Raw genomic sequence first — 19,842 nt, forward strand, 5'->3', positions numbered from 1 at the left:
TAAGGGAATAACTGGCAGCCGCACTTGAGAATGGCGGCAATAACGCGTCATCTGTGTGTGTGCGCGCACACAAGCCTTAATACCGCCCGGCGGCAAGTGTGGAATATGACAAAGGTCAGCCCGATTCCAAAGGGATACCACACGATAACGCCCAATATAGTCGTCAAGAACGGAGAGCAGGCAATCGAGTTTTACAAAAAGGCGTTTGGCGCCAAGGAAGGCGGCCGCTTCTATATGCCGGACGGCAAGGCCATCGCGCACGCGGAACTAAAGATAGGCAACTCTCGTTTTACGCTGGCTGACGAGATGCCCGAGATGAAGGTCTTCTCGCCGCAGTCTGTGGGCGGGCCGAGCAGCAGCCTCTGGCTGTACGTAAAGAACGCGGACAAGTTTTACGATCAGGCGGTAAAGGCGGGCGCAACCGCTACCATGCCTGTCATGGACGCCTTCTGGGGCGACCGCATGGGCCAGCTTGTCGACCCGTTCGGGCACGTCTGGTCGGTTGCCACGCGCAAGAAGAACCTCACAAAGAAGCAGATGGAGAAGGCCGGCGCAGAGTTCTTCGCCTCCCAGCAGCAGAAGCAATGATGATAGCACAAGCTTAAAATCACCTATCGGCAGGCTTGACTGTGGATAATAAATGGGCAAGCGAACACTAGTGCGCCGCCGAGGCCGCGGAGGCAAGCAGTTCCGCGCGATCATAGTCGGCAAAATCGCACCGGCAAAGTATCCCAATTTCAAGCTAGAAGAGAATCACAAGGGCACCGTAGTTGACATTGTCCACGAGAGAGGGCGCGACGCGCCGCTGGCAAAGGTGTTCTTTGACGACGGCCGCTACTCGTACGTCCCGGCGCCAGAAGGCACCATCGTCGGAAGCACCATCCAGGTCGGTCAGGGCTCGCCGGCAAGCAAGGGCAACATCCTTGCCCTCGAGTCAGTCCCGGACGGCACGCTCGTGTGCAACATTGAAAAGAACGTAGGCGACGGCGGCAAGCTGATAAAGGCCGCCGGCTCGGGCGCCATCGTCTTTGCGCACGGCGCGGAGGGAGTCACGATCAAGTTCCCGTCAGGCAAGTTCCTGACGCTAAACGCCAAATGCAGGGCGATGGTCGGAACCATCGCAGGGGCAGGCAGGAAGGAAAAGCCGTTCCTGAAGGCAGGAAACAGGGCAAAGTACATGCAGGCCCGCGGCAAGCTGTACCCGACCGTCAGGGGCATTGCGCAGGCAGCCGTCTACCACCCGCACGGTGGTGGAAGGCACCAGCACATCGGCCGCCAGTCGTCGGTGTCGAGGAACACGCCGCCAGGACGCAAGGTCGGCAACATCGCGCCGAGAAAGACCGGCCGTGGCAGGGTAAAGGAAGTCCCGCAAAAGGCGTAACGACTTTCCTTTTTTCCTCTCTTTTCCCCTTTTACTTCAAAAAGCCTAATATTCCGTCCCCAGTTTTAAAGAGTGTAAAAATATGAGAGCCGAGCAGTTTTCCAAGAACGTCCTTGCACTGAACCCCAGGATCCGCTTTGCCGGAGTGGTGGAGAAGTCGGGTCACCTCTACGCCAGCGCCAGGAGGGAGGATGCCCCGGCCCGCCTTTCGGACAGGAGCAGCGAGATAAGCCTGTCGCAGTCGGCCTACATCATCGACCTGCGCAAGATATTCTCCAAGGAGCTTGGCACCCTGCGCTCCGTCGTCTACAACTACGACACCGTGAGGCTCGTCAGCATACCCGTCAAGGACCACATACTTGTGTTCTCGACAGAGGCCGACGTCAACCTTGACGAGCTGACGCCAAAGGTGCAGGAATACGTCAAGTCAGTCGAGGGCGACCTGTCGCTCTACCCTCCTGCAAACATCGTCAACGCGGAAAAGAAAGAGGCGCTGCGCAACCTGCTTGAATCCGGCATATCGGAGGACCTCGTGGCCGAGCAGCTGGACCTTGACGTCAACACCGTAAAGGCGCTTGCGCAGGAAATGAAGATCGTCAGCCTATAGTCCTGAATTTTTCGAGCGACTTCCACATGTACCATGTGGCGACGCTCCTGTAGGGCCGCCACGGCCTGGCAATCTTTTCCATCCTTTCCGGCGTCGGCGGCTTGTGCAGGCAGTACGCCTTTTGAATCGCCCTCTGCAGGCCAAGGTCGCCCACCGGGAGCACGTCGGGCCTGCCAAGACAAAAGATCAAAAACATCTCTGCCGTCCACCTGCCTATCCCCCTGACCGTGGTCAGCTGCTCGATCACCTGCTCGTCTTCCATCGTGGCAAGCGACGCAAGGTCCAGCCTGCCGCCTGCCACGCCTGCCGCAAGCCCCTTCACGTACTCCACCTTCCTGCCGGAAAGTCCGACCGCACGCAGCTGCGCGTCAGGGGTGGCGGCAAGCCTTGCCGGAGAGGGGAACCTTCCGCTATACAGTTTCAAGAACCGCGCGTGGATGGCGTCTGCCGCGCTGCCTGCAAGCTGCTGGTACATTATAGAGCGCACGAGCGACTGGAACGGGTCGCCGCCGGTCACGATTGTGTAGCTTCCTACTGCCGTGATTATGCTGCCAAGGCGTTCGTCAACGCCTGACAGGTGCAAAATTGCGTCCATGCCGGTTATCATCATCATATATCAGCCGTAGAACGGTTCCTTTGGAAGTGCGGCCTGCTGCTCGCTGCGTATCCTTTTCAGTGTCTTTTCCATGACCTCTGCCTCCTTTAGCAACGCCGGCACGTCGCACGAGGCACCCGGCGCAAGCTTGGCAAGAGCCTCTGCAACGGCAGCTCCGGCCCTAAAGTCAGGCATGTCGCGCACCACCTTTACCAGGAGCACGACTACGTCATAGTTGCGCCACGCGCCCTCGTTGAGCAATATGGCAGGTATGCCAGAAACAGAGCCGTTCAGGACAGGCGGGATGCCTGCCTCTGCCGCCCTTTTGAGGGCGGACGGAGTGCTCCCCACCGCAAACACCGGCGGGCTTTCCTTTGCGTCCTCGCCTTCCTCGTACGGGATTCCGGCAGCGCTGATGAGGAGATCGCAATTGCTGTCAAGGGCCCAGTCGATCATCATGTTGGCGACGGGCCGGAACATCACAGGGTCAAGGTTCAGCTCCGACACGAACATTGCCAGCTTTAACTCTTCGCTTGCGTATACCCGCGCCGGAAAGTTGGGCATGGCGTTTTTGATTATCGAAAGGGGCGGAAAAGCCGACGAGTCAATGACTGCCACGAATTCTGTCTTTAACGAATGTATCAGGCACTCTGACGCAATGGCGTTTGCAAGGCCGACGCTTGGAAAGCCGTCCACCACGATCCCGCCCTTCAGGTTCACGTTTTTCAGCTTGCGTATGTCGATTGCAGGCTCTGCCAACGGCGCAACTACGCAGCCTGAGTTAAAAAATATAGCTTGCTTGCAGTCAGGCAACAACAACAAGCGCCAGGATTGCGTCAAGATTTTCACGCGTCTGGTCGCGCTTGTATTTCTTTAGCGCGCCTATTGCGGCCTCTTTTTCGACCTGCAGGACTCTGGCAAGGGCGCTTGCGACTGCGCCGGACACAAGGAGCGACTGGCCGGCGGCAGAGACGTTTGACGCCTTGCGCTCCGTGCTTGCGCTTTCAAAGTCGATGATGGTGGTAGCGGCTTGTACGCCACTGACTATGATGTGCCTGTCGACGTGGGAGAGCTCGCCGTGGTCAAGCCCTGCCCTGTCAAGCGCATAGCACTGCTCGAGGGCAGACCTTGTGACCGCAGACGCCTGCTTGCCGTCGATTTCGCCCTGCGCCCATTCTGCAATGGTCGCGCCTTCTGCAAACTCCATCAGCATGAAATTGTCCGAATAGCCGACAAGCCTTGGGCCCACGCCTGCGCCGTTTGCTATCTTGTGGTATCTCACCTCGTCGTGCATGGTCGGCCTGTTGGCGTCCATTCTCCTTATCTTGAGCGCGCACATTTTTCCATGCGCCTTCGCTCTTACAACGAGCCCAACGCAGCCCTTGCCGGCGATGCTCGTGCCTCCTATCACCGTCCTGCCTCCTGCAAAGACCGCAGTCACGCCGAGGCCCTTTAGCTCTGCAAGGCGCGCCGCGTACTCTTTGTCGCTTCCGCGGGGATATGTCAGTATCTTGGCAAGCTCGGGCGAGCCAAGAACAAGCTCACCTGAAAATGAGGCTCTCTGTTGAGACAAGTTCGTCAACGGCCTCCTTCGCCATACCTGAAAGCCTCCTTCGCCCGCTTCCGCTATAAATCTTGACCCTGCCTGTTATCATGTCCCTTGCAATCCCGTTTGCCTCCGGCCTGCCAAGCAGCGTCTTGACCAGCTGCCTTGCGTCAACGGCCTTTCTCTCGACTATTGTTGATACCCTCATCTCCCTGTCGGCCCACATTGCAAGCGGCCTTGCGGCCTTGACAAAGCTCTCTGTGTCCTTTGCCCTTGCGATCTCGGGGCCCCTGCGCATCATGTACTCTGGCAGGACAAGCGATTCAAGCAGGAACGCAAACGCGCCGCTCTTTTTCTCGTCGGTGTTGCACGTCGTCCTGAAAACTGTAAAGCCTGCAAGCTCTAGCTGCTTGGCAAGCGAGTTGGCGCTGCGCTTTAGCTGACCCCATATCGTGTCCGGGCTGCGCTCCCTGTGCGAAAACTCTACCACCAGCACGTTTCTGTACAGCCTTTTGTTGATGTCTGGCTTTTGCCTTGCAAAGAATCTTGCAGAGGGGTTGCGCAAAAACGCCCTTGCGGCAAGCGCAAGCCTGCCGGCGCTCTCGGGCGATATCGCAGTCCCGAGGTTGCGCCTTGGGTCGACGGGGTCGATTATCACAAGCGGGCTTGAAAACCCCTTTGCAACGTCAGAGTCATAGTCGCCTACTGAAACGACCTGACCCTGCTTGAATTCCGCGGCTGCGGCAAGCGCGCCTTCAAGCGAGCCGTATTTTGCTATCAGCACCTCAGAGACATAGCCGGAAAAGCCTCCGGTAGATATCTCGGCGCCGTAGATGCCGGTTGATTTCAGGAACTTTTTCAAGAGCCTGACCTGCTCTTTTCCGGCTGCATCAAGCGTCTCCGTGATGTACTGCGTGTGGAAGGGCGACCTGTCGGCCGCGCTCTTCCACTGGCCCTTTTGCACGTCGTAGCACGGGACGATGTTTATCCTAGTGCCTCTGACTGTCGCCTCGACGTACGGGTGGTCAGAATAGCGCAGCCTAGGCCTGTATTTCTTTAAGGCTGTTTTGCCGATCTCGATTCCCAGCTTTTCAAACTTGTCCTCGCTGGCGGAAGGATCGATCTTTACAAAAATGTCAATGTCGGCGTCGCCACGGAGCCACGTGCCCTTGGCAAACGAGCCGCCAAATATGACGCCTCTCACTTCCGGCGTCGTCCTGCTCTGCTGCTCCACGAGCTTTTTTGCCTCCTCTGCAACAGCGGTTATCTTTTTTTCCTCCGCGGCTGTCGGGTTGCACAGCACAAGTGCCTTTGCAAGGACGTCCTGGATGATGTTATCGGTCAAGCTCCCTTTTCCTTTGCGGCGCTGACGGTATAAATGTTCGAGTACGTCGGCCCGGAAGGGGCAAGGTCGCTTTTCTTCAGGTGCACCCTGTCGACGACGCTTGTGCCAAAGGTCCTGCCCGCGTATCTTGCCACGTCGACTGCAACGTGCCTGTTCTTGGCCCGGAAGATGGTGAGGTGCGGCGAAAACGGCTTGTCCTGCACAAAGCCTGCTTCGGCCATCCTTGCGACCACCTGACCTGCAAGCGCCTCAAGCCTGGCCGCCCCCTCTCGGTCAAGGCCTACCCAGACTACTCTTGCGTTTGACGCCTTGGGAAATGCCCCGACGCCCGTGTACGTGATGGGAAACGGCTCGAACTTTATCCCGGCAAGCCTTTCCCTGACCTTTTCTGCCTGCTGGCCTGTTATCTCGCCAAGGAATATCAGCGTGAAATGAAAGTTATTCGGCTCCACGGGCTTGACCTCCCTTGGGCTCCACCCCGACGACGATGTCATTTCCTGCTGGAGTCCTGCTATCTCGCTCCCGGGAGCGTCGACTGCGACAAAAGCCCGCACAGTATTCCTGTCCGGCGGGTTTGTTTATAATATTTTTTGCCGCCTGCCTGCGATCGATTAAATAATTGCGAATGCGATGTTGACGCGTGGCCGGCGCGGACAGCTTTGCAGTAGAGCAGGGCAAGGGCGAAAAGGCAGTAGCCTGGATGAACGAGTACGCAAAAAAGAACAACATCAAGTTCGAGGCCCGGCTGAAACAAGGCCACACGATGTCGACGACCAAGTTCGGCGGCTTTGAGTTCATCTCGTGGAAGGGCGAGTGGCCGGCCGCGCGCAACATCATCAAGAGGGCAAGCGGCAAGCTGGGCGTCAAGACCCTCGAGTCAGGCTACCATGAAAAGAAGGACCTTCTTGCGTCGATGTTTGGCTCAAGCTCCGAGTTTGCCAAGGTCTATTCAAACGGCAACTTGGTGGGGCAGCTAGAGATGTCGCTAAAGGGGGGCAGGTGGGTCGTCAAGAACGAAGTGTTCTCATGATCTCTTGTTGTTGTTGGCAAAGTAGATCTTTTTCATTTCCTGCACCCATTTGTCCTTCTTGGCATAGATCTCTTTTTGCTTCCTTGGCTTGCACACCGAAAGCGCGTACGAGCACAGCAGCGGGAAATACACAGACGAGTCGCCGTACACGATGACGTTTCCGCGGTGCGACGTCTTGATCTTGCCCCAGCTCTTGCCCTCCTGCAGGGTGGCGCCGGAAAGGCCGCCGGTGTCCGGCCTTGCGTCGGTTATCTGGATCAAATAGTCCTGCCCGCCCTCCTTTATCTTCAATATCTGGTACAGCGCCGGCCCTGTCTGCTGGAAAAAGTTTTTCGGCACGCCGCCTCCAAGCTCCAGCCCGCCGGATTTCTTGCTCTTCCACAGTATGGCCGCGGATTCTGCAACGTCAAGTATCGTGTTCGGGAAAACGCCCTTGCCTTCGAGCAAGAGCGGGAGCATGTTGAGGCCGATTGACGAATCTCCTATCGCCGGCATGTAAACGGGCACCTTGTGCTCGTACGCCTTCACTAGGAACGACTTGTCTGGGTGTTTCGCGTTCTCTTTTGCGGCCTTGCCGAGCGCGTACGCAATGTCGGCGGTGGACGCGTTCTTGGGTATCTCCTCCGACCGCTCTGCAATGTCCTTCTGGACAAGGAGATCTTGAGCCTGCAAAGTCTCCATTTCCTTGATGTAAACGTCATAGATGCGGACGATCTGCCTTGCATAGAGCACGTCGTCGTCGACATCAAAATGGCCCTGCTTTACAGGCAGGCCGTATGCAAAGTGCAGGTCGTGGTACACGTTTGCGCCCGTCGCCACTATCCAGTCTATGAACCCTGCCTCGATCATCTCGGATATCGCCTTGCCCATGCCTATCGGCGTCATGGCGCCGGCAAGCGTCAGGCAGACGGTAGAGCCGGTGTCTATCATGTCCTGCAGTATCTCGGCGGCCTCTGCAAGCCTCCTTGCGTTGTAGCCGGTCGAGCCGTAGAACTTTATCAAATCAGGAACGGTCATGTTTGGAGAGACTGTCGGCGGGTCTATCTTGCGCCCGGAAAATGTGTGTCTTGGGTCGCTGTCATGGCCGCCGTGATGGTGGTGATGATTATGATGGTGGTCGTGGCTGTCGTCGTGGTCGTGCACCCTTTTGTTAGAAAAGCACCTCCATTTAAAAAATTCTGTTCTGTGCGGCTCGCATTTTTCTATGCGCAGGACATTTTTATTATAGCGCGCCCTGTACGGCGCTGTAATGGCCGGCAAGAAAAACAAGGGAGATGACGACCTGCTGCACAGCGCAGTAAAGGATCACGCTATTTCCAGAGATTCTGACGTGAACTCGATATTTGCAAGCATGGCAAGCTCGGGCGGCTTTGAGTCGCGCAACCTCGCAGACGGAGTCGACATCCTGAAAAGGATGATAATAGACGAGCCAAAGTGCACCAAGTTCCTGTCCTTTGTGGCCGCGCTGATGTCCACCGGGGCCCGTGGAATCGTCCGGGACATGCTGAAGAACAGGATGTTTGACGTCGTCATAACGACGTGCGGTGCGCTCGACCACGACATCGCAAGGTCGTACGACAAGTACTATGCCGGCGACTTTCGCATGGACGACATGACGCTCTTGAAAAAGAAGGTCCACCGCCTCGGCAACGTGCTCGTGCCAATGACCGCCTACGGCCCGCTCATCGAGGAAAAGGTGCAGAAATGCCTGAGCGACATGTACAAGGCAGGCCACCGCGACGTGTCGACCTATGAAATAGCCGACTATATCGGTAGCACGCTGGGCGAGTCGTCGTTTCTGTACTGGGCCCACAAGAACAAGATACCGGTTATAGTGCCGGGAATAGTCGACGGCGCAGTCGGGAGCCAGATATGGCTGTTCAACCAGCAGCACAAGGATTTCAAGCTCAACCTGCTAAAGGACGAGACAAAGCTTTCAGACATGGTGTTTGGCGCCGAGAAATCCGGCGCCTTCATGATAGGAGGCGGGATATCAAAGCACCACACGCTCTGGTGGAACCAGTATCGCGGAGGCCTCGACTATGCCGTTTACATCACGACGGCGCCAGAGTGGGACGGGAGCCTGTCGGGCGCGCTCGTGGCAGAGGCAATATCGTGGGGCAAGGTCACGACAAAGGCAAGGCAGACTACCATCCACGGAGAAGCCTCGACGCTGCTGCCGTTCATCTACGCAGCGCTTGCGGCGGCAGCACGCCGCTAGCCTTCCGCACCGTAAAACGCGCTCGACCTGATGACAAGACCGTCGCCTGAAAACTGGAACTTTTCCACCACGAGCGTTTTTTGGCCGTTCAGTAAAGAGACGTACTCGAAAAAGCACTCCTTGTTGTCATCATTTATCGCAAAGGCTAATGGAGTGAAATGCAGCTCTTGGTGCTTTTGCAGCGCAAGCGACCAGTATCGTTCTAACTCTTTTTTGCCCTTTACCCTGCCCTCGCTTTTCTCCGGCATCACCACCCTGATCTTGGGGCTTGTGAACTCGATGTCGTCGGAATACATGGCGAGGATTGCCGCAAGGTCGCGGCTGTTCCACGCCCTGACCCACCTGTCAATGTGCTCACGCGCAAACTCCTCTGAAATTCCCAACATCCAAAATTTACTGCAAGAGCCGTATTAAACATGCCGGAAACGATTATTATTACGGCTCGCAAACCAGCAAGCACCGCTTGGAACTGGAAGAAGAAGACACGCTGCGGCACTTGCTTGCCGCCGGCAGACAGGCCGCAAGACTGCTGAAGGACAACTTTGGCGACTCGACAACCTACAACGTTTCAGTAAAACACGATCGCTCGCTCGTGACCAGGGTGGACGGCGAGTCGCAGGAGCTCATAATGTCGTACCTGGAAAAGCAGTTTCCTGGCATCCCCTTTGTCGCCGAAGAGCAGGACAGGCAGGTCAACGCCGGCGTGAAAAAGGACGGCTATTATTTCGTCATAGACCCGCTTGACGGCACTGCAAGCTTTGTAATAGGCATCCCGTTCTTTTGCACGTCTGTTGCGCTCTGCAAGGGCACGCAGACACTGGCCGGCGTCCTTGTAGACCCGAACCACAACGAAGAGTTTACCGCGATCTCTGGCAAGGGCGCGTTTTTGAACGGCGGCAGGATATCCGTTACAAAGAGGCGCAACATCGAAGAGCTGTACCTGAACGTGAACCACACCAAGTTCGACCAGCACAGGTTTGAGCGCATCAACGCAAACATCCTGAAAAAGATAAAGCGCTTCCACAAGCTCGGGAGCCTGTGCCTTGAGGTCGCGTACGTCGCCTCCGGCCGGCTCGACGGCACGATAAACAACGACCTGTCGATGTGGGACATTGCAGCCGCCGGCCTGATTCTTGAGGAGGCGGGCGGCAGGTGGACGCTCCTTGACGGGGGCAAGCCTGCGTTTCCAGTGTTTGAAAAGCTGGACATCGTGGCCACAAACGGCCTGATTCACGACGACATCCTGAAAGCTCTCTAGCGGGGCACTATTTTTACGGAAATCACCCTTGCGTCGTCAGGGTTTACGATCTGATCGCTGTTATCTCTGTCGCCGCCCACGGTCGGCTTGCTCGCGATCTTGTCCACGACGTCCATCCCCTCTATCACGCGCCCAAAGGCGGTGTACTGGCCGTCAAGGGCCATCCTTATCTGTTCGTTGTCATCGAGCACGATGAAGAACTGCGAGCCGGCGCTGTTGGGGTCGTCGGCCGTCCTTGCCATCGACAGTATGCCCCTGTTGTGAGGAATGTCGGTGAACTCTGCATCTACTGTGGTGCCTGGGCCGCCGGTTCCCCACGTGCTCCTGTCGGCAGTCGCATTCTTGGTGTTCGGGTCTCCGCCCTGTATCACAAAGCCGGGAACGAGCCTGTGGAATGCCGTGCCATCGTAAAAGCCCTCGTTGGCAAGCTGGATAAAGTTGTCAACGGTCTTTGGGGCCGCCTTGGGGAAGAACTCTGCCTTTATCACGCCCTGTGAAGTGGTTATCTCGGCTACCTGCGGGCCCGGCGTCATGTCTGCCAGGGTCGCGCTTGTCGGGTTGTACGGGTCACGCGTTGGGTGCGGCACATAGTCCTTGTTGACCTTGTATATCAGGACGCCTGTCACGATGCCACTGCTGTCATCGTTAAAGCTTGGCGACGCGTACACAAGGTGGAACGGCTGGCCCGGGTCGCCATCGGCGGGATACTTGACGTTCTTTGTGTAAAGTTGTACCAGGCCCGGCTTGTACGTTTTCTCGACGTTGCCAATACCGTTTGGCGTTAACGCCACATAATTGCCCGGCTCGTAGGGTACAAGCTTGCCAAGGAGCGTGTTTGTCCAGAACGCGGGCTTGGGCGTAAAGCCGTCGCTCTCGATGTATTTTGAAGTGTCATAGCCTGCAATCCTGATTATCCAGTTCTTTTTGCTCTCCTCTCCGCCCTGCCCGAGGGTGTAAATTGGCACATTCACGTCGGTAGAGTTGCCGCCCGGCGTGCCGTCAAACTGGTGCTGGCCTACGACATAGACCACAACATAGTCGGCTTTCAGGTCCTGTGCTATCTTTATGCCTGACTGCTCGTCGCCGGAGAACATCTTGGCTATGGACTCGATGCGGGTCTGGTTTATGGTGGCGTTGTCTGCAATCGTGGTGCGGTTGCCGAGCGTGGTTATCCAGTAGCCATAGTCCCACCACGACGCAATGACCGCGTCCTTCTCGGTGTTCTCAGCTATCCACTGTGTCGCGTCTATCCAGTCCGTGCTCGTGGTCCTGAACACCGTGCCGCCGTTTCCGATGGCGGTAGGCACGTCGACAGCCTGCACCCAGTTGGAGTTTGGTGGGTAGAACACGGGGATGAGAAGCATTGCTATTATGACGCCCACGTAGGCCATCTTGACCGCCTTGCCCATTGGCTGCTTTGCCGCCGCTTCTCTGCGCTTGCCCTTTTGCGGGCCGGATGCCTGCGCTTCTCTGTGCTCAAGGATGCTTCTTGTTATCTCAAAGAGGCCGATGCTGGCAAGAACTATAATGCCTATCGACGCAAACACTAGCAGGCGGGCAAACGTGGCGCTCACGTACACGCCCGTGATGCCTATTATCAGAGCAAACACTGCCGTGTCGTTGCGCCTCTGGAACGCCATCCACGCGCCAAAGCCTGCAAACATCAGCAGGATAGAAAAGTCGACGAAATAGTCTGCAATCGTGGGGGTGAGGTGCTCTGCCACCGATTCTACCAGCGCGTTCTGCGACGATGTAAACGGATTGATGGCGTTGAGGTACCTGAAGCTGGGCGAAATGTACGAGCCTGTGGCTATCAGGCCGATTCCGCCGGCTATAAAGGCGATCAGCAGGAACGCCATGTTGCGCTGCCTCGCGCGCTCGTTGTCCTTGCTTATCCTGCCGACAAAGTTGGCAGCGACGAGGAAGACGGTGGACCCCATCATGGCTATGCCCGGCAGGCCTGCAACAAACGACATTCCCGGCCTCGGAAATGCTGCTGCAGAAATGAGCGTAAATACCGTAAAGGCGACTGCGACGTACATCGGTATCGTCAGGTCGCGCCTGAAAAAGGGAAGCGCAAGGAAGAACAGCGCTATCGGTATGCTGAAATACTGTATGCCGCCCCACGAGGCGTTTGCAAGGCCGAGGATAAGTCCGCCGAGCACCGCCTTTGGTATGGCATACTTGATCTCCTTGTGCTTGATGGCAGAGATGAACAGGTATGCCGCCAAAAGGCCAAAGAACAGGCCGAGAGGCTCTGACTTGAACCAGCCGAGGTTGCCCCTGAGGATGATGGGCGGGCTGAGCGCAAACAGGAGCGACGCAAAGAGCCCTGCAGTCGTGCCGGCAAGGACGCGCACGAGCGCAAAGACGATGATTACCGTGAGCGAGCCCATTACAACAGGAAACATTATGGTAAAGTCCATGAGAGACCCGCCGGCTCCAAACATGGAGTACATTATCGCCGCAGTCACGTGCAACCCGGACTGCGAGGTGGCGGGGATGTTGCGCCCCTCCGGGTACCACGACATGGTGTCGTGCCACTTCCAGTAGGCGTCAAGGCCGTTGTCAAGGATGTATTTCGTGGCCCTGTAGTCGAAATACGGGTCAAACTCGTTGAGGTACGCGCCGTACTTTATCGGGTACGACCTCATGATGACTGCCGACGAAAAGGCCATCGCAAGGACGGCTACGATGAGAAGGTGTTTTGCCTGGAATTCAAAAGAGCCGACTCTGAACAGCGACTTGCCTCCTTGCAACATATATTGCCGTTTGTGGAGCCTTTACCTCTTTTTTAAGGTACTGTCCGTCCTGGCTTTGTGCAAAAAGTCAGAAGTTGAGCGTGGGAATCTTGAACTTATGATACTGATTGAGCGTGGCTAAGTCACTTTTTAAACAAAGCCGTCCGTCCTATTCCTGCTCCAGTATCTCCACGGGGCAGGCCCTGACAAGCTCCTTAAAGCGCGCGGCGTCTTTCCTGGAGCCGACGATTGACGCATAATGCATCGGGATCGCAAGCATCTTCGGCTTTATCTTTTCGTTGACCGCCCTTGCGGCTTCGTCTGCCGTCATGACGTACGTGCCAGAGACAGGCACCAGCGCGATGTCCGGGTGCACCTGCGACATCTCTGGTATGTCGTCGGCGTCGCCGGCGTGGTAGACGCGCATGCCCCCAAGCGTCATCACGTAGCCGACCTTCTTGTCGGCCTTTGGGTGGAACGTCTTGTTGGTGTTGTACGCCGCGACCGCTTCAACCTGCACTCCCTGAACGGTCACCCTGTCGCCAGGGGCCACAAGACTTGTCGCAAGCCCGAGCGGCTTTAGCTGCTCCGCGCATTCCCTGGCGGCGACTATGTCGGTCTTTTTGCCCACGACCTGCTTTATGTCGTCCATGCTCAGGTGGTCAAAGTGGTTGTGGGTTATCATGACAATGTCCGCGTCGTTTTTCCCGTGCTGCGCCTTGGACAGCTGGTACGGGTCTATGTAGATGGTCTTGCCGCCGGCGACAATCCTGTAGCCGTCGTGGCCAAGCCAGTGAAACTTTATCCCCTTGTAATCAAGCATAAGAAAGTCTCGCCTGAAATTTATTTAAGGTTTCTCAGCCGAGGTTCGGGTTTGCCACGACAAGCCTGTCGCGGCTCAATGTCAGCACAAGCACCTGGTTTGCGATAAGGCGCCTGCGCAGGTTGGTGTCTATGGTCGCCACCGCGCACTTGTTCTCAGTCGCGTACTCGACAATAGCGTCGTCTACGTGCGCGGCCTCTGGGACCTGCACCTGCTTGAATTTTGCGCCGACGACTTCGATCGCGGTCTTGGCCATCATGGCGCGCTTTGGCCCCGCTTTTTCTGCAAGCCTCCTCAACTCGTCAACGACTATCTCTGGCACGATAAAGTCGAGCCGGCCAAACTCGTGCTCCACCCTGTCTATGTATTTTATCGGCTTTTCCACTAGGACCATGAGGAAGCTTGTGTCGCAGAGGACCTGCATAGTGATTCTAGACCGCTATCCCGGACCCGATGAGGCGCCACCTTTCTGCGATCCTGCGGCTGACGGCGACCCTGCTCTTTGGCATCAGGCACACCGGCTTTTTCAGCTTCACTTCCATCTTGCCGTCGCGAACACTGGTAACGGTGCCGACTGCCGCCGCGGTGCCGATGTTGAGCCTGAGCGGCTCCTTTGCCTTTATCGGCTCGACCTTGACCATGTCCTGCGTGCCAACCGCCGTGTCAAAGAGGTGCGTCTCTACCGTCACGTCCTCGACGTCCTTTGGAAGCGTCCCGGGCCTGCCGATGACAGAGCCTATCAGAGAATCGCTCTTTGTGTACGTCGGGTCAAGCTTCGTCCCGATGGCGACGAGGCCGCCCGGCTTGACGTTGTCCACCAGTCCGGCGCCCGTCCCAAGCGTGGAAATCACAGAGGTTATGGGCTCGTACCTGTTCTTCTTTTCGTCCATGAGCCCCGGCCTTATCTCGATCTCGTCGCCGACAGAAAACTCGCCCTGTACCAGAGCGCCTCCGAGGATCCCGCCCTTGACCTGCTTTATCGGCGCACCCGGCTTGTTGATGTCAAACGAGCGCAGCGCGTGCATTATCGGCGGGACGTCCTTGAGCCTCTTGGGCGTCTTGATGTTTGTTTCAATAGCTTCGATGAGCGAGTCGATGTTGAGCCGGTGCTGCGCAGACACCGGCACGATGGGCGCCTTGTCGGCGATGCTCCCCTTTACAAAGTCCTTTATCTGCTTGTAGTTGTCCATCGCTTCGTCATAGGTGGTGAGGTCGGCCTTGTTCTGAACTAGGACGAGCTGCTGTATGCCAAGGACGGAAAGCGCAAGGAGGTGCTCGCGGGTCTGCGGCTGCGGCACCTTTTCGTTTGCCGCCATGACTAGAATCGCGCCGTCCATTAGGGCGGCGCCGGAAAGCATGTTTGCCATCAATGATTCATGTCCGGGCGAGTCGACAAAACTCACGACGCGCAAAAGTTCCGCTTTTCCGCCGCATCCCTCGCAGGTCGGCTGCGTCCCGTAGCACTGCGGAGGCTCGCACCCCGAGCACTTGTAAAACGCCGCGTCTGCATAACCCACCTTGATTGTAATGCCGCGCCTGAGCTCCTCGCTGTGGGCGCTTGTCCACACGCCTGTGATGGCTTCTACGAGCGTGGTCTTGCCGTGGTCCACGTGGCCCGACGTGCCAATGTTAACGCTCGGCTGGTACCCAAATTCCTTTATGTACCAGTCCGGCAGTGTCTCTTTCCAGTGCAATTGATATCTACCGTTTAATTCTCTCTGATATTAAGGTAAGGAAGGAGTAAAAAATTACTTTTTCTTCTTTTCTTCCTTTGCCGGGGCTGCAGCTGCTTCGGCCGCCGCTGCAGGAGCTTCTTCCTTTGGCTTTTCCGGCAGCTTGCCTTCAACCAGGCTGACGTTCAGCTGGTAGATTTCCTCTGTGACCATGTTGCCCCTGACCAGCTTGCGGATCCTGCCTCCTTCGAGGTTCTTGGCGCCGACTCCTTCGGACATCAACACGTACTTCTTTACGCCGCCGTGAACGTCAGAGCGCATCGGGGTGCCGGACTTGTCCGAGCCGCCGGTTATCTTGACCTTGCCTCCTGAAATGCCTATTACGGATGAATCGAGAACTGAGCCGATCCTCGCACCAAGCAGCGGCTGCGCGGCCCTATCCTTGAGCTCCTGCGACACGCTCCTGCCTGTCGAGTCGGAAATGACTAACTTGAACTGCGCCATATTGCAGAATCAAGGCGCCTTTTGGATTTAATTAACCTTTGGCTTGCAGGTCTTGCGATATTGCTAGTTCTTTGACCTGCTGGTTCTTTATCATCTGCATTTCGTCAGGAAATGCATCCAGATAGCTGCGGACTGCCTTGTTTAGTTTATCTTCTATTTCCTTTGGCGTCTTTGCATACACCATGACCGCGGGTATCTCTACACACTTGGCGATATAGGCGCCGTCCTTTTTCTTGAGGTGGTAGTGCAGAGTTGGCATATTCATACTGTCTTTGTGCATAGACCTGCATATAGGATTATATCATAACCTGATGATACTGGTTGTTTGCATAAGGCCGGATTTTGAGCGTGCATAAATGCATAATTTGAGCACGGCTGTGCATAATTTGCCAAACACTATGGCAGCTTTTCAAGTCATTCATTTTGGAAGATTGAGAGGGTAGATCGAGAATAAAAGAACTAATTTTGCCGTTGTTAGTTCTTTAATTCTACTTTAGATAATGCAAGCCTGTGTCTGAAGGAGAGGTAGTAAAGAGCGAGCCCGATATTGAACTTGAGAGCCGGCGGGCAAAGGTGATCTCGCTTTACAGCAAGGGACAGAGCCAGGCCGAGATAGCGGCGAAACTGGGCGTGAACCAGTCTACTGTCAGCAGGGACTTGTACGAGATAAGGAAGCAGTCAAGAAAGACAGTAGAAGAGCACGTCGTCAAGGACGCGCTCTTTGAATACTATAGATGGGCGGCCGCTGTCGACGAGGTGACGAAAAAAGCATGGGAGATAGCAGAAGATGAAAAGGCCAGCCAAAAGTCAAGGATAGAGGCGCTAGCGTTTTTGATGAGCTGCTACAACAAGAGGCTGGAGGCGATGGTCGGAGGCCCTGCTTCCGGGTACGATGCGCAGCATCATGTGGAGGACATCTGGGCGCACAGGCGCGTCTACATGAAAAAGAAGTACCGCGGACCTTATGTGTACAAGGAGTGAAACATGAAATAGGAGACTAGAATTATACGAGTTTGAACCTCTGATATGTCTTCTCACAATACTATTCTTCTGGCTTTGAAGACTTCTGCTCAGTATTTGGGACAGTCTCACTCTCTTTAATGAGTTCCAAGATTGTCTTGTTCTTTGCTCTTCTTTCCTTAAATTTATCTTGAAGGGCTGCAAGACTCTGATCCATCTCTTGTTCCTTATCTTTACTAATTGTGTACTCTATCCATTTTTTTCTTAGTTCTATTTCACGAGAGTCGGCTTTCTTTTTCTTTGACAGGATATGGTATCTTCTCTTTTCTAACTCAATGGTAAGTTCCTTTTCTCGCATCTCAATGTATTTGATCTCGATAGCATGGTTCAAGATCTCGTCTGCAATTTTGCGGATTTCTTCTTCTTCAAGATAATCAAATTCTCGCTTTGTGATTTCGAGAAAGTCATCAAAAGAAAATGTCCCATCTTTGTCTTCTCTGATTAACGTAAGTAGAGATAATTTTGCAAAGGGATGGCTTTCAACAAACACACTTTTGAATTCACTAGTTGTTGCTACGTTTGTGAGAATTCTGCTAAAATTTTTATCATGAAGCATTGTCTTGCCTGTCAGACCATCTTCACTAGCCGGAGTCACTAATGCAAGTGTCTCTTTTCCGCCTGTTATGTCGATGCCAATTTCCCATATCTTTATCTGACCTCCCCTGCGCAACACTGTTTTCATCATATTATTTCCATTGGGCCATCCCACACCTATGACAAACTCGTTTGAATAATTAGAATTTTTCAGATAACGTGTTTTGATATATTCTGAATTCTTACCTATCACATCGATTCGTTCTTTCATTTCATCTACCACTCTTCCTGGATCATTTACTTGACCTTTAGCTTCCCCAAAGATCACCTTGGCGGGCAAATTAGGATGATAAAGAAGAAAATCTGTGTTGGGCACATTTAATTCACGCAGCGGTGATGCTCTGAGGAAAGTATATCCATATTTCTGAATAGAATCATCCTGAGCAAATGGGAAAATGCAAGCATTCAGGATCATTCTATGATTCTGATCCTGTTTTATTCCTTCGAGCTTGCACTTAACAATCTCTAGTTCTTCTCTCTCGTACCTTTCCTCTATAGAACTCAATAATGATTTCTTCTCTTTTTTATACTCGTCAATAAGCTCAGGGAATGTCAGATATTCTATGAATTGGGAATCATTTAGCAATTATTGGTTCACTGAATGTGGCTAGCGTTGCAGAGTCATCAAAGTTTTCTACTATGGCGTTATAGAACTTGATAAATGATTCGAATGTTGTCCTGTGCTTTGGAATCAATGCAATCTCATTTTCGATTCCGCTAAGGCCAAAAACAGTACCCTTCTCCTCATCAACAACAGTAGCTCTAAACATCATAGGATCTTCTTGAATATAGGTATCAATAAATGAAAAGTCAGCTTCTATCTCAGACATCACATCAATATCCGAGTCAGACTGAATTCTCTCGTCTATTTCATTTTGCTTGAACATATTTCTTATCATTATCTCTGATAACTTGGTACGTGGAAGGATTATTTTCCCAGCTACAATTCTTGGAATATTGAATTCTCTGTCTCCTAGAGATACCTTTCTAGTAGTGGCATCAAACTTTTCTGAAGTATCGCGTATTACTGTCTGCTCTACAATAACTCTTTGAATAATCTCTTGGAGGATGCTGACTGTTTCTAAATTGGCCTGTCTCAACAAAAATAGGCCATCTCTGTTAATTTGTATTTTTGATTCTCCAATCTGCATATCTATTGACATCGGGATCACACCGTAAAGCGATTGTAATTCCTTAAGAGCTTCATTGGCATCATTTCCAGAATAGGAAATACGTCGGTCCTCGTCAGGTCTAATGCGTGCAGGCATCTTCCAATGACCATACCTCCTGCTTATGAATCTGTAAATCTTCGCATCAAACTTGCTGACTAGGTAATTCTTCATATGATCTAATGTTATGGGTCTGATCCATGCAGGTGAGATTCCTCTTCTTGCTCGAATAAACTGCTCGAGGGTCTTTTCATACAGTTTCTCTGTGGACGAGGTGAACATCATAAGTATACCTGGCGCCCATTCATATGCGTAGAAATCGACTACTTCATTCTTATTTGCAAATAAGATTTTAGTAATTTCTCCGTAATTTTCTGGATGAAGTTCTGTGAATGTAGTCTGCCAATCCTTTCTGACGTATAATAGGTGTCCCTTTAACCACTTGAGCTGACCCGGACCAAAAACATCCTCCTTATTTCTGGCAATGTACTCTAGGAATGTTTCCAGAGAGTAGCGTTGAGGAGGAATATTCACATGTGGTCACCGAAGGAGAGTATAAGATTTCCTTGGGCTTATATGAATATAAGCAATCCGTTTATGTGTGGCATTTCTGGATAATGTAGAGATCTTTCGGTGTTAATGTATAGGCTTTTTCTCAAAAATCCATTATCGCTTTAACCAGCGGGCTATCCCTGTTTACCCTGTACAACTTAGTCTTACGTACAGTCCTGCAGACCTCGACTATCTTCTCTTCCTCCAAAAGCTCAAAATATTTGTTAAAAGTCTCGCTGTTCATGTCAAGGGCTTGCCTCAATTCCCTCTTTGTAAACTCGCTTGCAGGAAAGTTCAACATGCAGTCAAGAATCTTGATGTTGTGCGTATAACCAAAAGTCCTTGACAAGAGCGACAGGAATTCCATGTAGCTCATAACTGTACGTCGCCCAAGCGGTTTAAAGGAATTAATTCCAAGAATGATTGAAACGGTTAAAAGCACGTACCTGAAAGCATAGGCGTGGCAGAAACAGAGACAAAGGAAGCTATTGAATGCCCGCGCTGTGGCTTTGAAATGAAGAACATGACAGCATGCCACATGATCTGTCCAAATTGCGGAAGTCACCTCGACTGCAGCGACAAATCGTTTTACTGGTAATTAGAAGGGATTTTTGTCCCAGTTCATCTGATAATCGTCGGCCATCGTCACGGCTTTGCCTTTCATCAATTCAATATATTCGTCGTACGTAGCCGAGTAGCCGCAGAAGTCGCACCTGACGTTTGCCATGTCGTCATCGACCTGCGCCTTTTTTCCGCACTTGGGGCACTTGGCTTCAAGCACAC

Annotated in this window: 24 protein-coding genes; 7 read left to right on the forward strand and 17 right to left on the reverse strand. The window is 53.6% G+C overall.

Annotated features, from left to right (window positions below; genetic code table 11):
- Nucleotides 1-105: 105 nt before the first annotated feature.
- The 3 genes from NVIE_RS12015 to NVIE_RS12025 all read left to right on the forward strand — a co-directional run bounded on the left by NVIE_RS12015 (nt 106) and on the right by NVIE_RS12025 (nt 1,988).
- Nucleotides 106-588, forward strand: coding sequence for a VOC family protein (locus NVIE_RS12015; RefSeq protein ID WP_075055467.1), 483 nt, complete (start codon nt 106-108; stop codon nt 586-588).
- Between the two features lie 52 nt (nt 589-640).
- Nucleotides 641-1,381 (forward strand): 50S ribosomal protein L2, encoded by a 741-nt coding sequence (locus NVIE_RS12020; RefSeq protein ID WP_075055468.1) that lies wholly within the window; start codon nt 641-643, stop codon nt 1,379-1,381.
- Between the two features lie 82 nt (nt 1,382-1,463).
- Entirely contained in the window at nt 1,464-1,988 is a 525-nt protein-coding gene (locus NVIE_RS12025; protein ID WP_075055469.1) for a DUF6659 family protein, read from the forward strand.
- On the opposite strand, the gene NVIE_RS12030 is transcribed toward NVIE_RS12025, so the two are convergent.
- From NVIE_RS12030 to thpR, 5 genes are read right to left on the reverse strand one after another with little or no spacing between them, the layout of a single operon-like run.
- On the reverse strand, nt 1,978-2,601 hold the full coding sequence (locus tag NVIE_RS12030; RefSeq protein WP_084790811.1) for a DNA-3-methyladenine glycosylase family protein: 624 nt from the start codon (nt 2,599-2,601) through the stop codon (nt 1,978-1,980). The two genes, NVIE_RS12025 and NVIE_RS12030, sit on opposite strands and share 11 nt — an antisense overlap.
- Nucleotides 2,602-2,604: 3 nt before the next feature.
- Nucleotides 2,605-3,342, reverse strand: coding sequence for a proteasome assembly chaperone family protein (locus NVIE_RS12035; protein ID WP_075055470.1), 738 nt, complete (start codon nt 3,340-3,342; stop codon nt 2,605-2,607).
- 46 nt (nt 3,343-3,388) lie between these two features.
- A complete protein-coding gene (locus NVIE_RS12040; protein ID WP_075055471.1) occupies nt 3,389-4,156 on the reverse strand; it encodes a hypothetical protein in 768 nt (255 codons plus the stop codon).
- Nucleotides 4,125-5,474, reverse strand: coding sequence for a CCA tRNA nucleotidyltransferase (cca, locus tag NVIE_RS12045; protein WP_158435225.1), 1,350 nt, complete (start codon nt 5,472-5,474; stop codon nt 4,125-4,127). Before cca ends, NVIE_RS12040 begins: the two co-directional genes overlap by 32 nt.
- Nucleotides 5,471-6,028: an RNA 2',3'-cyclic phosphodiesterase gene (gene thpR, locus NVIE_RS12050; RefSeq protein ID WP_075055472.1), complete on the reverse strand. Its 558-nt coding sequence runs from the start codon at nt 6,026-6,028 to the stop codon at nt 5,471-5,473. The genes cca and thpR overlap by 4 nt, the downstream gene beginning before the upstream one ends.
- An 86-nt stretch (nt 6,029-6,114) precedes the next feature.
- Between thpR and NVIE_RS12055 the strand changes: the two genes are divergently transcribed.
- Nucleotides 6,115-6,504 (forward strand): hypothetical protein, encoded by a 390-nt coding sequence (locus tag NVIE_RS12055; RefSeq protein WP_084790814.1) that lies wholly within the window; start codon nt 6,115-6,117, stop codon nt 6,502-6,504.
- Here NVIE_RS12055 and NVIE_RS12060 read toward each other — a convergent pair.
- Nucleotides 6,499-7,647, reverse strand: coding sequence for a homospermidine biosynthesis protein (locus NVIE_RS12060; protein ID WP_084790815.1), 1,149 nt, complete (start codon nt 7,645-7,647; stop codon nt 6,499-6,501). The genes NVIE_RS12055 and NVIE_RS12060 overlap by 6 nt on opposite strands.
- A 106-nt stretch (nt 7,648-7,753) precedes the next feature.
- Here NVIE_RS12060 and NVIE_RS12065 point away from each other — a divergent pair, with 106 nt between their 5' ends.
- The gene (locus NVIE_RS12065) at nt 7,754-8,725 is read left to right on the forward strand and encodes a deoxyhypusine synthase (protein WP_075055473.1); all 972 of its coding nucleotides are present in this window, start codon (nt 7,754-7,756) and stop codon (nt 8,723-8,725) included.
- Here NVIE_RS12065 and NVIE_RS12070 read toward each other — a convergent pair.
- A complete protein-coding gene (locus tag NVIE_RS12070; protein ID WP_075055474.1) occupies nt 8,722-9,111 on the reverse strand; it encodes a nuclear transport factor 2 family protein in 390 nt (129 codons plus the stop codon). The genes NVIE_RS12065 and NVIE_RS12070 overlap by 4 nt on opposite strands.
- 77 nt (nt 9,112-9,188) lie before the next feature.
- Here NVIE_RS12070 and NVIE_RS12075 point away from each other — a divergent pair, with 77 nt between their 5' ends.
- Nucleotides 9,189-9,983: an inositol monophosphatase family protein gene (locus NVIE_RS12075; protein ID WP_075055475.1), complete on the forward strand. Its 795-nt coding sequence runs from the start codon at nt 9,189-9,191 to the stop codon at nt 9,981-9,983.
- Here the strand turns inward: NVIE_RS12075 and NVIE_RS12080 are convergent.
- The 6 genes from NVIE_RS12080 to NVIE_RS12105 all read right to left on the reverse strand — a co-directional run bounded on the left by NVIE_RS12080 (nt 9,980) and on the right by NVIE_RS12105 (nt 15,989).
- A complete protein-coding gene (locus NVIE_RS12080) occupies nt 9,980-12,745 on the reverse strand; it encodes a peptidylprolyl isomerase (RefSeq protein ID WP_075055476.1) in 2,766 nt (921 codons plus the stop codon). The genes NVIE_RS12075 and NVIE_RS12080 overlap by 4 nt on opposite strands.
- Nucleotides 12,746-12,893: 148 nt before the next feature.
- Complete coding sequence (locus tag NVIE_RS12085; protein WP_075055477.1) at nt 12,894-13,547, reverse strand: MBL fold metallo-hydrolase; 654 nt, start codon at nt 13,545-13,547, stop codon at nt 12,894-12,896.
- Nucleotides 13,548-13,581: 34 nt separating this feature from the next.
- On the reverse strand, nt 13,582-13,971 hold the full coding sequence (locus NVIE_RS12090; RefSeq protein WP_075055478.1) for a PIN domain-containing protein: 390 nt from the start codon (nt 13,969-13,971) through the stop codon (nt 13,582-13,584).
- A 7-nt stretch (nt 13,972-13,978) separates the two neighbouring features.
- Nucleotides 13,979-15,241 (reverse strand): translation initiation factor IF-2 subunit gamma, encoded by a 1,263-nt coding sequence (locus NVIE_RS12095; RefSeq protein WP_075055479.1) that lies wholly within the window; start codon nt 15,239-15,241, stop codon nt 13,979-13,981.
- A 54-nt stretch (nt 15,242-15,295) separates the two neighbouring features.
- Nucleotides 15,296-15,724, reverse strand: a complete 429-nt coding sequence (locus NVIE_RS12100; RefSeq protein ID WP_075055480.1) for a S6e family ribosomal protein — start codon at nt 15,722-15,724, stop codon at nt 15,296-15,298.
- A 31-nt stretch (nt 15,725-15,755) separates the two neighbouring features.
- The gene (locus tag NVIE_RS12105; protein ID WP_144239712.1) at nt 15,756-15,989 is read right to left on the reverse strand and encodes a type II toxin-antitoxin system HicB family antitoxin; all 234 of its coding nucleotides are present in this window, start codon (nt 15,987-15,989) and stop codon (nt 15,756-15,758) included.
- A 245-nt stretch (nt 15,990-16,234) separates the two neighbouring features.
- On the opposite strand from NVIE_RS12105, the gene NVIE_RS12110 reads away from it, so the two are divergent.
- Nucleotides 16,235-16,705: a helix-turn-helix domain-containing protein gene (locus tag NVIE_RS12110; RefSeq protein WP_075055482.1), complete on the forward strand. Its 471-nt coding sequence runs from the start codon at nt 16,235-16,237 to the stop codon at nt 16,703-16,705.
- A gap of 61 nt (nt 16,706-16,766) precedes the next feature.
- Here NVIE_RS12110 and NVIE_RS12115 read toward each other — a convergent pair whose 3' ends face one another.
- The 4 genes from NVIE_RS12115 to NVIE_RS12130 all read right to left on the reverse strand — a co-directional run bounded on the left by NVIE_RS12115 (nt 16,767) and on the right by NVIE_RS12130 (nt 19,840).
- Entirely contained in the window at nt 16,767-17,924 is a 1,158-nt protein-coding gene (locus NVIE_RS12115) for a hypothetical protein (RefSeq protein ID WP_075055483.1), read from the reverse strand.
- Entirely contained in the window at nt 17,914-19,041 is a 1,128-nt protein-coding gene (locus NVIE_RS12120) for a hypothetical protein (RefSeq protein ID WP_075055484.1), read from the reverse strand. The genes NVIE_RS12115 and NVIE_RS12120 overlap by 11 nt, the downstream gene beginning before the upstream one ends.
- A 121-nt stretch (nt 19,042-19,162) precedes the next feature.
- Nucleotides 19,163-19,435, reverse strand: coding sequence for a hypothetical protein (locus tag NVIE_RS12125; protein ID WP_075055485.1), 273 nt, complete (start codon nt 19,433-19,435; stop codon nt 19,163-19,165).
- Nucleotides 19,436-19,657: 222 nt separating this feature from the next.
- Entirely contained in the window at nt 19,658-19,840 is a 183-nt protein-coding gene (locus tag NVIE_RS12130; protein ID WP_144239713.1) for a zinc-domain-containing protein, read from the reverse strand.
- Nucleotides 19,841-19,842 lie beyond the last annotated feature (2 nt).

Origin of the sequence: Nitrososphaera viennensis EN76, from assembly GCF_000698785.1 — an archaeon.
GTDB classification, from domain to species: domain Archaea; phylum Thermoproteota; class Nitrososphaeria; order Nitrososphaerales; family Nitrososphaeraceae; genus Nitrososphaera; species Nitrososphaera viennensis.

Coding starts and splice junctions, on each gene's coding strand:
- NVIE_RS12015 (WP_075055467.1), top strand. CDS start 106: ATGACAAAGGTCAGCCCGATTCCAAAGGGATACCACACGATAACGCCC.
- NVIE_RS12020 (WP_075055468.1), top strand. CDS start 641: ATGGGCAAGCGAACACTAGTGCGCCGCCGAGGCCGCGGAGGCAAGCAG.
- NVIE_RS12025 (WP_075055469.1), top strand. CDS start 1,464: ATGAGAGCCGAGCAGTTTTCCAAGAACGTCCTTGCACTGAACCCCAGG.
- NVIE_RS12030 (WP_084790811.1), bottom strand. CDS start 2,601: ATGATGATGATAACCGGCATGGACGCAATTTTGCACCTGTCAGGCGTT.
- NVIE_RS12065 (WP_075055473.1), top strand. CDS start 7,754: ATGGCCGGCAAGAAAAACAAGGGAGATGACGACCTGCTGCACAGCGCA.
- NVIE_RS12070 (WP_075055474.1), bottom strand. CDS start 9,111: ATGTTGGGAATTTCAGAGGAGTTTGCGCGTGAGCACATTGACAGGTGG.
- NVIE_RS12080 (WP_075055476.1), bottom strand. CDS start 12,745: ATGTTGCAAGGAGGCAAGTCGCTGTTCAGAGTCGGCTCTTTTGAATTC.
- NVIE_RS12085 (WP_075055477.1), bottom strand. CDS start 13,547: ATGCTTGATTACAAGGGGATAAAGTTTCACTGGCTTGGCCACGACGGC.
- NVIE_RS12090 (WP_075055478.1), bottom strand. CDS start 13,971: ATGCAGGTCCTCTGCGACACAAGCTTCCTCATGGTCCTAGTGGAAAAG.
- NVIE_RS12100 (WP_075055480.1), bottom strand. CDS start 15,724: ATGGCGCAGTTCAAGTTAGTCATTTCCGACTCGACAGGCAGGAGCGTG.
- NVIE_RS12105 (WP_144239712.1), bottom strand. CDS start 15,989: ATGAATATGCCAACTCTGCACTACCACCTCAAGAAAAAGGACGGCGCC.
- NVIE_RS12125 (WP_075055485.1), bottom strand. CDS start 19,435: ATGAGCTACATGGAATTCCTGTCGCTCTTGTCAAGGACTTTTGGTTAT.